This window comes from Cycloclasticus sp. (genome assembly GCA_040743155.1).
GTDB lineage: Bacteria > Pseudomonadota > Gammaproteobacteria > Methylococcales > Cycloclasticaceae > Cycloclasticus.
Map to the genome: position 1 here is coordinate 1,063,901 of JBFLJU010000001.1, position 15,062 is coordinate 1,078,962.

Here is a 15,062-nt window from a genome sequence, read left to right on the forward strand (position 1 = left end):
TCCTTCCTCTCAACGGTTAAACAGGTTACTTAAGGGCCAAGCGCCCTTTAATTTTTTCAATGATGTTGCCCAACGAAACAACCACCATCCATATTGTTCCGGCCATTGCTCAAATTTTTCATCATAATCAAAAAACTCAGCAACATGTCTCGGCCAATAAGGGTTGTTTAATGCCGTCCGTCCAATGGCAATCAAATCGGCCTCACCTGACTGTAATATATTTTCTGCTTGAGAGGCCTGCGTTATTAACCCAACGGCGGCAACAGCTATCTTTGCTCTCGTTTTTATGGCTGACGCAAGGTGTACTTGAAACCCAAGCGTTCTAGGTAACGCCCTATCCCGCTCAACCTTAAAGCCGCCACTTGAACAGTCTATTAAATCAACACCTATCGCTTCTAATTGCTTCGCCAATTTCACAGAATCTTCTATTGACCAACCCACATCAACTCCATCAATGACAGATAATCTAAAAAATAACGGTTTATCATCAGGCCAATTCTTTCTCACCACATCAGCTACTTCTCGTGCTAAACGCGTCCTACCGGTAAAGTCACCACCGTATTCATCATTACGTAGATTGGAGAGAGGCGATAAAAACTCACTGATTAGGTAGCCGTGTGCGCCGTGAATTTCAATCACATCGAACCCAGCTTCATCGGCACGAGCGGCGGCTCTACCCCAGTCGTTCACGATCTCTTTAATTTCTGTAACGGTCAGCGCTTTCGATACCGAACCGTCATCTATTTTTAGCTCATGGCTTGAGTTTGGGCCAACCACTTGCCAAGCAGCAGCACCATTTTTTTCATCCCGTTCATCAAGGTAGCCGCTGCCATTCCAAGGCGTTTTTGTCGATGCTTTTAAGCCAGCATGCGCTAATTGGATGCCTACCTTAGTACTTTGCCGTTGGGTGAAGTCAATAATCCGTTTTAGTGGGGGGATCTGTTCATCACTCCAAAGACCTAAATCCCACGCACTTATTCGACCTTTTTCCTGCACGGCCGTCGCTTCGAGCATAACCAAACCAGCGCCACCCAGTGAAAACTGCGCATAGTGTGCAAAATGCATATCAACCGCCTTGCCATCTGTGCTGGCTTGGTAGGTACACATAGGCGAAATCATTATTCGATTAGGCAGTTCAAGCCCGCGAAACTTAATGGGTCTAAAAATAAACGGCGGCTTTTTCATCAATGCAATACTCTTGAAATCTTTGTGGATATGTAACATAACAACTGTTAGAATTTTACACAAATTTTAAACCTAATTATCACCATATTTGACTACAGGAGTGAATGTAAATGAGCGCTACGAATGAAAAGTTTAGTGGTCCAGGACCCGATCAGATCTATAGCGATTTTTTAAAGAACGACGTTTTTTCATTACCAAAATGTCAAGACTGCCATGAATTTCATTTCTTCCCGCGTGTTGTCTGCCCTCATTGCGGTAGCTTCAATCTAGAGTGGCAACCAGTCTCTGGAAGAGGCGAAGTTTATTCAACAACAACCATTCGACGTAAACCCGAGCGTGGCGGCAACTATAACGTGTGCCATGTTACGCTTGCAGAAGGCCCTCGCTTAATGAGTCGTGTCGAAGGAATTGATTCATTAGATGTAAAAATTGGTGATCAAGTCACCGCCGTCATTAACAAAGATGAAGACGCGCCTTTCATCGTTTTCACACCAGCACAGGGAGTTTAAAATATGTCGCATGAATTAAGAGGTTCTTCCGCGATCGTAGGCGTTGGTTTAGCAGGCTGCGGTGAAGCACATGGCAGAATGCCCCTAGATATTTTAGCCGAAGCGACTCACAACGCATTGGACGACGCTGGTTTAAAACTATCTGATGTGGATGGCCTTTTTACCGGTTCCTCATATCATTTTATGCCAACTCTCAGCACCGCTGAGTATTTAGGCATAAAACCGCGCTTTTCAGATGGCAGTATGGTCGGTGGCTCCTCGTTTGTTGCCCACACATTAAATGCAGCCATGGCCATTAAAACAGGCCAGTGCGAGGTCGCCTTGATCTGTTACGGCAGTAACCAACGTACCGCCGGCGGTAAGTTAGCGACCATGTCTGAACAGCAGATATACGAAGCACCCTACAAACCACGTTACCCTATAAGTTCGTACGCACTCGCTGCGGCTCGCCACATGCATCAGTACGGTACGACACGCGAACAAATGGCAGACGTTGCAGTGGCTGCCCGCCAATGGGCACAATTGAACCCAGCCGCCTTTGCACGCGATGATTTAACACGCCAAGATGTCTTAAATTCAAGAATGATCAGTGATCCTTTGTCATTGCTTGATTGTTGTTTGGTAACCGACGGGGGTGGCGCAGTTATTATGGTCTCTAGCGAACGCGCTAAAGATTTTCCAAATAAACCTGTTTATGTCTTAGGTACTGGCACTGCTCATTGGCATCGCCAAATAACACAAATGCCCGACCTAACAACCACCGCGGCTGTTGATGCCGGCAAGCGTGCCTTTGCGATGGCAGGGTTAACTAAAGACGATGTTGATGTGGTGGAGCTTTACGATGCTTTCACCATTAACACTATTCTTTTTCTTGAAGACTTGGGGTTCTGTGCGAAAGGCGAAGGCGGTGCTTTTGTCGAAAATGGTAATATCGCACCGGGTGGTAGTTTACCGGTCAACACCAATGGTGGAGGACTATCGTGTGTCCACCCTGGTATGTATGGCATCTTTATATTGATTGAAGCGATTCAACAGTTACGAGGCGACTGTGGCGCTCGACAAGTAGAAAATCCAGAAGTTGCCCTCGTTAACGGTAATGGTGGTGTACTATCAAGCCAAGTAACAACTATTTTAGGAACAGAGGCTGTTTTATAAATGAATAAATCTTCATTAGATGGTATTAAAGTTGTCGATTTATCGCGCGTTTTAGGTGGTCCATTGTGCACCCAAATCCTCGGCGATCACGGTGCAGAAATTATAAAAGTTGAACCCCCCGCTGGTGATGAAACACGCGGCTGGGGCCCTCCTTATCACGAACGTGGTAGTGCTTACTATGACGGTGTAAATCGAAATAAAAAGTGCATTGCTTTAGATATGCGCCAAACTGAGGCGCATGACATTTTGTTTCGCCTGCTAGAAAAGGCCGATGTATTGGTAGAGAACTTCAAAGTCGGCACCCTCGAAAAATGGGGTATTGGTTTTAAAGACGTTTTACAGAAAAAGTTTCCACGCTTAATCCATTGCCGTGTGACAGGGTTTGGCAGTAACGGTCCATACGCTGGCTTTCCAGGTTATGACGCCGTTGCTCAAGCAACATCCGGCTTAATGAGCATCAACGGAGATTCAGATCGGCCACCGGTTCGAATTGGTGTGCCAATCGTTGATTTGACCACCGGTATGAACTCTGTCATTGCCGTGTTACTCGCTCTATACGAGCGCGAAAAATCAGGCCTTGGACAATCAATAGAAGTTAGTTTGTATGATACCGCTGTTAGCTTAATCCACCCTCAAGCGGCAAACTGGTTTTTAGATGATAAACCACAAAAGCGCTTGGGTAGTGCTCATCCAAATATCACACCATATGACCTGTTCCCTACCGCCAACGGCATGCTATTTCTAGGCATAGGTAATGATCGCCAGTTTGCGGCTTTATGTAAAGAACTAGGCTGCCCTGACATTGCTACAGACCCACGCTTTACCATTAATGCGAACCGCGCAAAAAATAGAGCTGAACTTCGCGCCATACTTGTAGAGAAGCTAGCGGACAGAGATGGAAAAGCGATGACCGAGCAATTAATGAAGAAAGGCATCCCCGCGGGCGCTGTTCAAACCGTTGAAGATGCTTTACGACACCCGCAAACCATAGCACGTGACATGGTCATCGAATCGGATGGCTACAAAGGCACGGGGATTCCCATCAAACTATCACGCACCCCCGGCGCATTTGTATGCCGCCCACCCCAGTACGGTGAAAATAACACTGAAATTTTGCAAGATGCTGGTTACACTTCAGAAGAAATACAACAGTTTAAAGAGATGCAAATAACATTAGATACTCCTCGTAAATAGTTGAATATAAATTGAAACATTTACTCATTATTGCTCACGCACCCTCGCCCAACATACAACGTATGATTGATGCTGTTCTAAAAGGAGCAAGGAATAATGAAATAAAAGGTGTTGAGGCATCTTTCGTACCAGCCTTAGAAGCCGTTGCTGAGGATGTATTCAAGGCCGATGCTTTAATTTTAGGAACGCCAGAAAATTTAGGCTATATGAGTGGTGCCTTAAAAGATTTTTTTGATCGGAATTACTACCCCTGCATTGATAAAACAGAAGCAATGCCGTGTGCTATTTTAATTCGTGCGGGTAACGATGGCACCGGCACGAGACGTGCTCTTGAGTCAATTTTGACAGGATTACGCTGGAAGATTGTACAAGAACCGCTTATTTGTCGGGGTGACTTTCAAGAAGAGTTTATTGACCAAGCTGAGGAGTTAGGTCTGTTTATGGCCGCCAGTTTAGAAGCAGGCATTATTTAATTTCGCCTCGTGTTGATACGCATAAACCAATGAAGTTTTCCTATACCGACGAACAACAAGCCATCCGAGATTCCATACAAAAAATATGTGAACCCTTTGATGACAATTACTGGTTAAAGCGCGATCAACAAGGTGGCTTCCCTCATGATTTTTATGACGCCATGGCCGCTGGTGGTTGGATGGGTATTTGCATCCCTGAAGCCTACGGCGGTTCTGGTTTAGGCATTACCGAAGCCGCCATTATGGCTAGCACCATCGCTGAAAGTGGCGCAGGAATGTCAGGCGCTTCAGCCGTCCATATCAACATTTTCGGCTTAAACCCAGTAGTTGTGTTTGCAACAGAAAAGCAAAAACAACGTATGTTACGGCCAATGGCAGAAGGACGAGAAAAAGCCTGTTTTGCGGTGACCGAACCGAACACTGGATTAAATACCACGCAACTTAAAACTTTAGCCGTACGCCAAGGCGACCGTTATATTGTCAATGGTCAAAAGGTTTGGATATCCACCGCGCAAGTTGCCGACAAAATTCTTTTACTAGCCAGAACCACCTCATTAGAAGACGTTAAAAAGCCAACGCATGGCTTGAGTCTTTTTTATACCGACTTTGACCGCGAAAAAATAAGCGTTCATGAAATTGAAAAAATGGGCCGCAAGGCCGTTGATTCTAATGAGCTTTTCATCGATGGCTTAGAAATACCCGTTGAAGACCGTATTGGCGAAGAAGGAAAAGGCTTCGAGTATATCCTCCATGGCATGAACCCTGAGCGCGTATTAATTGCTGGAGAAGCGGTTGGCTTAGGCAGGGTAGCACTTAAAAAAGCAACCAGTTATGCAAATGAACGCGTCGTTTTTAATCGCTCAATAGGCCAAAACCAAGGAATTCAACACCCCTTAGCTATCTGCTGGGCTGAGCTTGAAGCGGCATGGCTTATGGTTATGTCTGCTGCTTGGCAATACGATAATAAACTGTCTTGTGGTGCAGCGGCAAATGCTGCAAAGTATCTGGCGGGGGAAGCGGGCTTTCACGCCTGCGAAACTGCCGTTATGACACACGGCGGATTTGGCTATGCGAAGGAATATCACGTAGAGCGCTACTTACGAGAGTCAATGGTACCGCGAATCGCGCCTGTTAGCCCGCAGCTCGCTTTGTGCTACATAGCAGAAAAAGTGTTGGGCTTAGCCAAGTCTTACTAGTAAGGCATCGCCTAAGCTAGCTACTCGTCTAACTGTCGCTCTCCGGCATAAGGTACTGTGGCTTCAATATGAGAGTAGATAAACGGTGCGATTGGGTGTTCTCTTTCTTCGCGAATATGACCCAATAAACCAGCACTACGGGTTACAACGGCGATACCACGCATAACGTCCCAAGGGACGTCTATTTCAGATAACACCACCGCAATTGCGCCCGTTGCATTGATAGTCAGGTGCTTTCCATAGATGTTATCTACCGCCTCAGACAAGGTGTTTACCACGTCAATATAGCGTCCTTCTACACCTGCACCACGGGCTATATCAAACAGCCGAGGCGTTCGTGGGTCATCTGGTTTATGGAACGGGTGACCAAACCCCGGTATCGCTTGACCTGAATCCTTAAAATCTTGGGCAATACGTATACACGCGGCATCAACGCCCTCTTCTGCCTTTATGATTTCTTGTAAGTTTTTGGCCATCCCCTCCATGGTACCCACCAAACCGCTACCAATGCCTTGCAAGCCTGCCGATATAGCTCCCTGCACGGACTCAGGTGCGGCCATAATGGTCAATCGAGTCGCAATAGCACTCGGCGTTAAACCATGTTCCATAAGAGTGACCAATACCGAGTCAAAGACCGTTATTTCGCCCTCGCTAGGCATGCGCTGCATTAGGTGTAAAAAAAACATCTCTGTAAAACTGACCTTGCCTATCAGCTCATGAACGAGATCCTTATTTCGTACCAAAATTTGTTGTTCGTTGGTTGTCGAAATTTTAGTTTCTGGTGATAGTTTTTTAGCCATTAGAAACTCCTTATTTAGCGTCGTCCTTCGCTCACATTTTAATAAAAAACATGAAAGAGGTTAATTATTCAGTGACCAACTCAAAGCAAGGCAGATAGCTATCATCCGCGATTTGCACCGTTTTAAGTTTGACTGGAATATCAAAATTCAGCGCATCAAAATCCTTACCGACTAAGGAACTAATCATTCGCGGGCCTTCTTCTAAATCGATAAGAAGAACGGCGTAAGGTACATCCAGCTTAAAAGCTGGACCTGGCGCACGATGCACAACGCTATACGAATGAATAGTGCCGCGCCCGCTAGCGGCACGATGTTGTAGATTTTCTGACTGACATTGGCGGCAAATTCGTTGCTGGTAATATTGCACGTGGTCACATTCGCAGCAATGCTGTAACAACAACTTACCCGTTTTTAAGCCTTCCCAAAATGCCTCGCTATCGCCGTCTGCAATAGGTAATGGTTTTTCTATTGCTTGGCTGTTCATAACGTGCTCTCTGTGCCTAATATAGTGGTTGCTTGTGTTGAAAACCCTGCCCCTAGTGTATGCACTAAGCCATGTTCGGCGCCGCCTACTTGTCGTTCGCCACAGCTACCACGTAGTTGCCGCACCACTTCAATAAAGTGAAACCAAGCAGCTGGAATACCCGGATGAGCATACGACAACATTCCACCATGTGTATTCGTTGGAATTTCCCCGCCATACGTTATCTGGCCAGATTCTACAAAAGCTCCACCCTCACCTTTTTTACAAAAGCCGAGGTCTTCTAACATCATAATGACGGTGCCCGTAAAGCAATCATAAATACCGGCGACGTCTATATCGTTAGCCGAGATGCCTGCCATATCGTAAGCTTTTTGAGCAGATTGCACGGCACCTGTTTGGGTCAAATTAGGCATCAGAAATATGTGCTCGTGGCTGTAATACTCACCACCGCCTAAAATGTAAATAGGCTCGTTTGTATAGTCCCGCGCCCTTTCAGCCGAGGTTAATATCAACGCCGCCGCGCCATCTGAAATAAGCGAGCAATCTAATTTATGATAGGGCGTGGTAACCATCTTAGAGTTAAGCACATCATCAATTGTTATCGGATCGATTTTTTGAGCTCCCGGTGTTCGACGAGCGTGTTCTCGAAATGTTACCGCCACCTGTGCAAATTGCTCGGATGTCGTGCCATACTCTTTCATATGCCGCTGCGCGGTCATCGCAAAGGTATTAGCAACCGGAATACCAAATGGCATTTCGTATTGTTGATCGCGGCTTTCTGTCATGGCTCGAATAGCCATATCAGGCGTCATGCCGGTTAGTAGACTATCACCACATGCCACTAACACCGTATCCGCGAGACCTGCGTGAATCGCCGCTGCTGCCGTATTAATCGCTGCGCCAGCTGTTGCACCAGACACTTGCAATGTATTTGAATAGCTCGGTTGTATATTCAAATATTCACTGAGCGCAATACTAAAACGGTGGAACGACGAAGCAAATGCATTACCGGTTAAGACGCCATCTATTTCAGATTTATCCATACCCGCGTCGGCGAGCGCTTTTAAAGTTGCATCCGCCGTTAAATCTAATGGACTTCTGCCCGGTACGCGACCAGAAGGCGACTGCCCTATTCCAACAATGGCGACCTTGCCACGCAATGACCTATTCGTGCGCATCGACATCCACAACGATTGCGCCGCGTGCGACATTATCTCCAGCTTTACAATGAATCCCACTCACAACGCCTGCGTGTATTGCGGCAATTTGTAGCTGCATTTTCATAGACTCCATCACAATTAATAATTGCCCAGCCTCCACACTGTCGCCTTCGCTAACGTGCACTTTGATGATTTCACCCATCATAGGTGCTATCACGCTATCATGCCCTTCAGATTCGCCGCCTTTATCACTCACTACGGGTTTCACCTCAAAGCTTATTTGCTGAGATAAGGTCTGAACGTGGACAGATTCTTCAGTTGCGATAACATGAACTGGCATACGTACATTATTGAGTTCAACCAAGTAACCGGCTTCAGAAAACCCGTTTAAGGATAAAGAATACAGCTGCTCATTAACCTTTAACGATATTTCGTTATTTGAATTTATCGATAAAAAGGCAATTTTCCACTCGTTCTCAGCCTGTAATAAACTGATCGTAGAAACAGGTGTATCTATCGGTGAATTGAGTGACCACTGGCTAAATAAATCGGTTCTTTTCCAAGGGTTTGTAGACCCATTATCACGGTGCTGAAGCATCCATAATGCAGCCGCTATTGCCGCTTGCCTTTGTGCAGTCTCATTATCAATATCTTCGTTATAATCCACCAACCAACGATCCAGTGTGCCGGTGTCAATCTTATCGGCGCGCACATCCTTATCGGACACCAGTTGTTGCAAAAATCGTCGATTATTATCAAGACCGAAAATCATTGTGTCACCAAGACCTTGTTCTAAGCGATCAAGTGCCTGAACACGTGTTTCACCTTCAGCAATTAACTTTGCAATCATCGGGTCATAATAAGATGACACTTCATCACCACTATCAACCCCCGATTCAATCCTGAGTTGATTTTCCGGAAATTTAATCAGCTCGAGCGTTCCTGTTGACGGCATAAAGTTTTGTATTGGCGATTCTGCATACAAACGAACTTCAATCGCATGGCCTTTGACTTGAATATCTTGCTGTTCAAAACCAAATCCATTTCCATTAGCAATGCTAATTTGCAACTCAACTAAATCTAGCCCAGTAATACTTTCAGTCACTGGGTGCTCAACTTGCAGTCTTGGGTTTACCTCTAGAAAATAATGCTCATCACCTAATACTAAAAACTCAACCGTGCCTAAACCTCGGTATTGAATATTTCGTCCAAGGCGACACGCTGCTGACAATAATGATTCTCGTAAAGTATCACTTAGAAATACCGCTGGCGCTTCCTCAACAACTTTTTGATGTCGTCTTTGTAAGGAGCACTCGCGCTCATATAGGTGTACTACATTGCCCTCGCCATCACCCGCAATTTGAACTTCAACGTGCCGTGCATTATTAATGCATTGCTCGACGATTAATGAATCATCCGCAAAAGAACGTAATGCTTCACTCATCGCTGCATTAATGTTTGTTTCTAAATTATCTAGGTCATTCAATACACGCATGCCCTTTCCACCGCCCCCCGCGGCAGCTTTTAACATCACTGGCAAACGCATGCTTTTAACTAAATCAGCAATTATTTTGGGATCATTCAGTTTTCCATCACTACCGGGAATAACCGTAACGTCCGCATTTATTGCTTCTTTCTTTGCGGCCGACTTATCACCAAAACGACGCAAACTGTCTGCTCGTGGGCCAATAAAAACCAGACCTGCTTGTTCAACCGCATCCGCAAAATATGGGTTTTCTGATAAGAAACCATAGCCGGGGTGAATCGCATCACAACCTGACTGTTTGGCGGCGTCGATCACCTTATTTATATTTAAATAACTCTCTGAAGCGAGCGCACCACCCAATGAGATGGCGTGGCCAATTTCTCTAACATGGCGGCTATTCTTATCAGCGGCAGAGTAAACAGCGACTGCATCTATACCCAATTTTTTACAGGTTCGTGCAATACGGCAAGCAATTTCGCCGCGGTTGGCGATTAAAATTCGTTTTATCATTGTCTAAATACCCCAAAGTTAGTTTCTATTTTGGGAGAACGTCCAGCTAAATCTAGCAATAAGGCTAAAGCTTCGCGTGTCTCAACGGGGTCAATAACCGCGTCATACCACAAATTAGAGGCAAAGTTATAAGCACCTTCGGAGTCTTCAAAACGTTTACGATGAGGCGCTTTAAACGTCTCCCGTTCTTCTTCAGTCCAGCTTTTTCCTTCTCGTTTAAGAATATCCTCGCGAACAGTTGCCAAGGTGTTTGCCACTTGCTCTGGCCCCATAATGCCTGAGCGCCCAGATGGCCAAGCTAACATTGCATTGGGTTTAAAAGGTCGCCCACACATGGCTAAATAACCCGCGCCGTAAGAACCACCTGTGATTAAGGTGTATTTAGGTACTTTAGCCGAACTCATCGCAGTAATAAATTTTGCACCGTCTTTAGCAATGCCACCTCGTTCAGCATGTTCACCGACCATAAATCCAGGCACATCGGCAATGAATAACAAGGGGATATCACGCTGGCAACATAAGTTAATAAAGTGTGCCCCCTTCTTCGCAGATTCGCTAAACATCACGCCATCATTGGCCAAAATTCCAATTTCAAAACCATGGATTTTGGCAAAGCCGCACATTAAGGTGTTACCGTAATTGGTTTTAAATTCATCAAAATTACTGCCGTCAATCAAGCGTGCCAGTATTTCTCTATTTGCCGTTGGAATTTTTGTGTCTTTATTGATGATGCCGTATATTTCTTCAATCGGATACAGCGGCTCTACGGACTTGGCAACATCCCAACGTTGTGTCGGTAGGTTCCCTAAATTGCGTACAATATCTCGAACGATACTTAGGCCATGCGCATCGTCTTCAGCGATATGATCTGTAACACCACTGTCACGGCAATGCATTTCAGCACCGCCTAATTCTTCATGACCGACCTGCTCGCCTGTAGCGGCTTCAACTAATTGCGGGCCGCCTAAATACATAAAGCCTTTGCCTCGAACGATGACAATTTCATCGCACAATGCTGGAATGTATGCGCCACCAGCAGTTGAAGAGCCCATAACAATTGAGATTTGAGGAATTCCTTGGCCCGACATTTCAATTTGGTTAACAAAAATACTACCGAACATTCCTTCGTCAGGAAAAATACCTTCTTGCTCTGGTAAAAAAGCACCGCCACTTTGAACCATCGTGATACACGGCAAGCGATGCTGAATCGCAAACGTTTGTGCTCGCACATGCTTCTTACAGGTCATGGGGTAATACGTGCCACCTTTGACCGTCGCATCATTCACTATAATCATGCATTGGCGATTATTAATCAGCCCAACACCCGTAATCAAACTTGCGCCGATGGCGGTGCCTTCTGGCAAGTTATCGCCCGCTAATTCACCCAGTTCAAAGAAGGGTGAGCCGGGGTCTAAAATCAGGCTAATACGATCACGCGGTAATATTTGTTCTCGATGCTCTGTGTGCCTAAGCTTTGCTTTTTCTGGGCCGCCAAGGTGTGCGCGGTGGCGACGTTCTTGTAGGTCTTTTATTCGCTCCAGATAAAAATCTCGGTTAGCCATAAAGCTTTCCGATTGGGTGTTAACGGTACTCTTTAAAATGGACATGTTTAATGCTCTTAGGTATTAAGGGTTAAAAACTCAGGCTGCTCTCGTAACGTAAGCGCTACTTTTGCAACCCCCGGTTTATCAAAACTATTCGCATCAACTATCAATACCTGGGCCTTGAACGACAAAGCATTCTTGATGGTTGTTTCTATCTGTTTTACAAGCGCACCATCGTCATCTTTGGCCCTCTCAGCTCCTCGCTCAACAATGACTTTGAGATTACGTTGTGTGGTGTGACCTTCAAAATCAGCAAATACACGCATCACGCCGTTTGTTTCAGGTTGCAACTGAAGCACTAAGTCTTGTATCGCCGAAGGGAAAACATTGATGCCACGCACAATTAGCATATCGTCAGTTCGGCCAAAGCAACGTATTTTAGGGCCGGTGCGACCACAGCCACACTCAGTATCTGTCACAATAATATGGTCACCGCTTTTAAAGCGTACAACGGGCGATGCTTCACGCCCTATCGCGGTATAGACCAACTCACCTGTCACCCCTTTTTCAAAAGCGATTACTTCATTCGTATCAGGGTTAATAAGCTCAACAATGATGTGGTCTTGGCAAAGCATGTGCATACCATCTTGCTCCGCGCACTCGCCCCAATAGATAACGCCCAAATCGGTGCCACCCATCATTTCACATACTTTTGCACCCCAAGCTTGCTCTAGTGCTTCACGAATGGCAGGAATGCCACCACCAGGTTCACCGCCAACTACTAGCTGTTCAACACCTAATTGATCGGCTGATATGCCTAAGATATCTTTCGCCATAGAGGCGACGTGCAATAAAAAGTTAGGTGCACCAATTAGCACGCGCGGCTTGGTATCGGCACAAGCACGTAGAAGTCGATCCACGCCGCCATCTGCACCAATAGGCACATCAATAGCGCCCATGTATTGAATAGCTTGCAAGCAAGGCACGCCGCCAACAAAACCCTTGCTCATAGAGAATCCATGCAATACAAAATCCCCCGGGTTGATACCACAGGCATAAAAACCACGTGCGCTGAGTTCATTCCACATCTCAACATCGCTTTCGGTTAATGCCACATAAGCCGGGTTACCGGTGGTGCCCGATGATGCTTGCATTTGAATAATATCGGCCATTGATGCCGCACGGTGTAAGCCAAATGGTGGCTCAGCTTGTAGGCTGTCGCGTAAATCTTGTTTTACAGTGAACGGTACTGTCGCCAAATCTTTTAGCGTTTTGATATCAGCAAATTCAATACCTGCTGCGCTAAACTTCTGTTGGTAAAAGACAGAGTTTTTTGATAAATAAGCCATTTGCTGTCGTAGCTTTTTTTCCTGCAGATCAATAATATCCGCTGATGAACTAACTTCAATAGGGTGATAGCAGGCCTCCCCCTTTTTACTTATGGCGCGCTCTCGTCTGTACATTATTTATGTTTCCTTGGGCGAGATTTTGCAAATAGCAAAGCCTTTAACCACCGTTCTATCATCGCAATGACAAACGATTTTGCATCGTGCATAAACACCGTCTTCTCTTTTTTCTATCAGATCAATTTCGCCTGAAACACGAACAGTGTCTCCCGGATAAACCGGCCCCAAAAAAGAAACGTTTAGGTCCCCTCCGTAGGCCCAACCTTGCCAATTCCATACTGATAAAACACGTGACACAAATGCCAGTGTCAGCAAGCCATGTGCAATGGTGCGGCCAAAAAAAGTGGTTTTTGCAAATTCTGTATCTATATGTAGCGGATTAATATCGCCTGAGGCATCGGCGTACGCATTAATCATGCTTTGGTCTACCGACTGAACAATTTCGTCTAGTTGATCGCCAACCGAATAGCCTTCATATGCCTGTAACTGTGTCATGCTTCTTTCCCCCATATTCGCGTGATCATTCCGCTGGTGATCAATTCTCCTTCTTGATTACGTGTCGTGGTTGTCATTTCTACGTAATTCCGGCCTTTACGCTCATATAGTTTAAGAACCTGTGCCGAAGTGAATAGTGTTTCACCAATATAAGCTGGTCGGTGGAACTTGAACTGTTGCTTGGCGTGAATGCCGCCGGGGGGACCCACCCGTGTACGTAATGCGTCAATCACATACACCGCGGCCAACATAGGTGGTGCTACTGTATTACCCTGCGAATCCTTTACTGTGAGTTGTTTCGTTCCGTCATTGGTAGATTTAATGTATTTCTCTACGCGCTCCTGAGTCACCTCAAAAGAAGGCACCGGATCAAGAAAATCATCCCCTTCCGACATGCTGCTGTATTTCACATAATCGCTCATCGTAAAATCTCTAGTTAATTAGTTTTATATTGGTAAACATCGTCGCCGCTTCGGGATATATCACCGATGGCAATCAAGTAATTCAAATGGGCCATTGCTTCGCCAGTCGCCAGCGATAGGTTAAATAAACTCAAACGATTGCCATACAGCTCTTCTATCACCTCAAGACCTGACTTGGTTTGTTGGCAAAAGTCTCTTAATTGATCTAACGATTTATGGTGCCCTTCTTTGAGTGTTCTTGTGCGTTCTTGCAGCCCCTTAAAGACCCGACCATGCGACGGCAACACTATTGTTTCGTTATGTAAGGTTGATAAACTACTTAGACTCGCTAAATAATCAGCTAGTGGATTCGCCTCTGCTTCATAAAAATTAACGCTAACATTGGGCGAAATATTAGCCAGTACTTGGTCACCCGATATTAATAACTTGCGCTGACGGTTATTTAGGCAAATATGACCAGGACTGTGCCCACTAAATTGCAACAAATGCCATGCTTCATCATTAATTGAAAGCGACTCTCCATCGATTAAGCGTTGATATGAAATTGGTGCCTCGGGCACGCCCGTGACATAACCACCAATTCTATCTTGTAATTTATTGACCTCTGCTTGAGCTAAGCCAAAGCGTGAAAAGTACTGACAACGTACCGCTTTTTGCTGGCTTGAATAAGTCTGGCACGCCATCTGCGTCGTTAAAAACTCGATCTGACTCATGTAAATAGTCGAGTTTGTTTTATGCGCCAACCACTGGGCCATACCCACGTGATCAGGGTGAAAATGGGTGATCACTATTTTTTGGATAGGTTCATCGTTACAAAAACCAGTTAATACGGCCTCCCAAATGGTTACCGCCTCTTCACAATGAAACCCAGAATCAACAATAGTCCAACCGTCACCATCGCGTAATAGCCAAAGGTTTATATGGTCCAAGGCGTATGGTATGGGCATCTTCAATAAGAAAACACCCTCGTCTACCTTCATCGGTACACCAAACTCAGGTTTAGTAGGAATCGTGTATTGCAGCTTATTTATACTCAAGGCTTT

15 protein-coding genes are annotated in these 15,062 nt (G+C 45.5%); 5 read left to right on the top strand and 10 right to left on the bottom strand.

Annotation, left to right across the window (positions count from 1 at the left end):
* Positions 1–9: 9 nt before the first annotated feature.
* On the bottom strand, positions 10–1,224 hold the full coding sequence (locus AB1Y31_05120) for an NADH:flavin oxidoreductase/NADH oxidase (GenBank protein ID MEW4982544.1): 1,215 nt from the start codon (positions 1,222–1,224) through the stop codon (positions 10–12).
* A gap of 71 nt (positions 1,225–1,295) precedes the next feature.
* Between AB1Y31_05120 and AB1Y31_05125 the strand changes: the two genes are divergently transcribed.
* Genes AB1Y31_05125 through AB1Y31_05145 form a run of 5 tightly spaced genes read left to right on the top strand, consistent with a single transcriptional unit; the run spans position 1,296 to position 5,712 of the window.
* Positions 1,296–1,694, top strand: coding sequence for an OB-fold domain-containing protein (locus AB1Y31_05125; GenBank protein ID MEW4982545.1), 399 nt, complete (start codon positions 1,296–1,298; stop codon positions 1,692–1,694).
* A gap of 3 nt (positions 1,695–1,697) precedes the next feature.
* On the top strand, positions 1,698–2,849 hold the full coding sequence (locus tag AB1Y31_05130; GenBank protein ID MEW4982546.1) for a thiolase: 1,152 nt from the start codon (positions 1,698–1,700) through the stop codon (positions 2,847–2,849).
* Complete coding sequence (locus tag AB1Y31_05135; protein MEW4982547.1) at positions 2,850–4,043, top strand: CoA transferase; 1,194 nt, start codon at positions 2,850–2,852, stop codon at positions 4,041–4,043.
* Positions 4,044–4,054: 11 nt separating this feature from the next.
* On the top strand, positions 4,055–4,516 hold the full coding sequence (locus AB1Y31_05140) for an NAD(P)H-dependent oxidoreductase (GenBank protein MEW4982548.1): 462 nt from the start codon (positions 4,055–4,057) through the stop codon (positions 4,514–4,516).
* A gap of 29 nt (positions 4,517–4,545) precedes the next feature.
* A complete protein-coding gene (locus AB1Y31_05145; protein ID MEW4982549.1) occupies positions 4,546–5,712 on the top strand; it encodes an acyl-CoA dehydrogenase family protein in 1,167 nt (388 codons plus the stop codon).
* 20 nt (positions 5,713–5,732) lie between these two features.
* Here the strand turns inward: AB1Y31_05145 and AB1Y31_05150 are convergent, their stop codons facing one another.
* The 9 genes from AB1Y31_05150 to AB1Y31_05190 all read right to left on the bottom strand — a co-directional run bounded on the left by AB1Y31_05150 (position 5,733) and on the right by AB1Y31_05190 (position 15,056).
* Complete coding sequence (locus AB1Y31_05150) at positions 5,733–6,512, bottom strand: citryl-CoA lyase (protein MEW4982550.1); 780 nt, start codon at positions 6,510–6,512, stop codon at positions 5,733–5,735.
* A gap of 64 nt (positions 6,513–6,576) precedes the next feature.
* Positions 6,577–6,996: a Zn-ribbon domain-containing OB-fold protein gene (locus AB1Y31_05155; protein MEW4982551.1), complete on the bottom strand. Its 420-nt coding sequence runs from the start codon at positions 6,994–6,996 to the stop codon at positions 6,577–6,579.
* Positions 6,993–8,207, bottom strand: coding sequence for a thiolase (locus AB1Y31_05160; GenBank protein ID MEW4982552.1), 1,215 nt, complete (start codon positions 8,205–8,207; stop codon positions 6,993–6,995). The genes AB1Y31_05155 and AB1Y31_05160 overlap by 4 nt, the downstream gene beginning before the upstream one ends.
* Entirely contained in the window at positions 8,161–10,152 is a 1,992-nt protein-coding gene (locus tag AB1Y31_05165; GenBank protein ID MEW4982553.1) for a biotin carboxylase N-terminal domain-containing protein, read from the bottom strand. Before AB1Y31_05165 ends, AB1Y31_05160 begins: the two co-directional genes overlap by 47 nt.
* The gene (locus AB1Y31_05170; protein ID MEW4982554.1) at positions 10,149–11,759 is read right to left on the bottom strand and encodes a carboxyl transferase domain-containing protein; all 1,611 of its coding nucleotides are present in this window, start codon (positions 11,757–11,759) and stop codon (positions 10,149–10,151) included. The genes AB1Y31_05165 and AB1Y31_05170 overlap by 4 nt, the downstream gene beginning before the upstream one ends.
* 11 nt (positions 11,760–11,770) lie before the next feature.
* On the bottom strand, positions 11,771–13,159 hold the full coding sequence (locus AB1Y31_05175) for an AMP-binding protein (protein MEW4982555.1): 1,389 nt from the start codon (positions 13,157–13,159) through the stop codon (positions 11,771–11,773).
* Between the two features lie 3 nt (positions 13,160–13,162).
* The gene (locus AB1Y31_05180; GenBank protein MEW4982556.1) at positions 13,163–13,597 is read right to left on the bottom strand and encodes a MaoC family dehydratase; all 435 of its coding nucleotides are present in this window, start codon (positions 13,595–13,597) and stop codon (positions 13,163–13,165) included.
* On the bottom strand, positions 13,594–13,992 hold the full coding sequence (locus AB1Y31_05185; protein MEW4982557.1) for a MaoC family dehydratase: 399 nt from the start codon (positions 13,990–13,992) through the stop codon (positions 13,594–13,596). Before AB1Y31_05185 ends, AB1Y31_05180 begins: the two co-directional genes overlap by 4 nt.
* A 41-nt stretch (positions 13,993–14,033) precedes the next feature.
* Positions 14,034–15,056 (bottom strand): MBL fold metallo-hydrolase, encoded by a 1,023-nt coding sequence (locus AB1Y31_05190; protein ID MEW4982558.1) that lies wholly within the window; start codon positions 15,054–15,056, stop codon positions 14,034–14,036.
* Between the last annotated feature and the right edge of the window lie 6 nt (positions 15,057–15,062).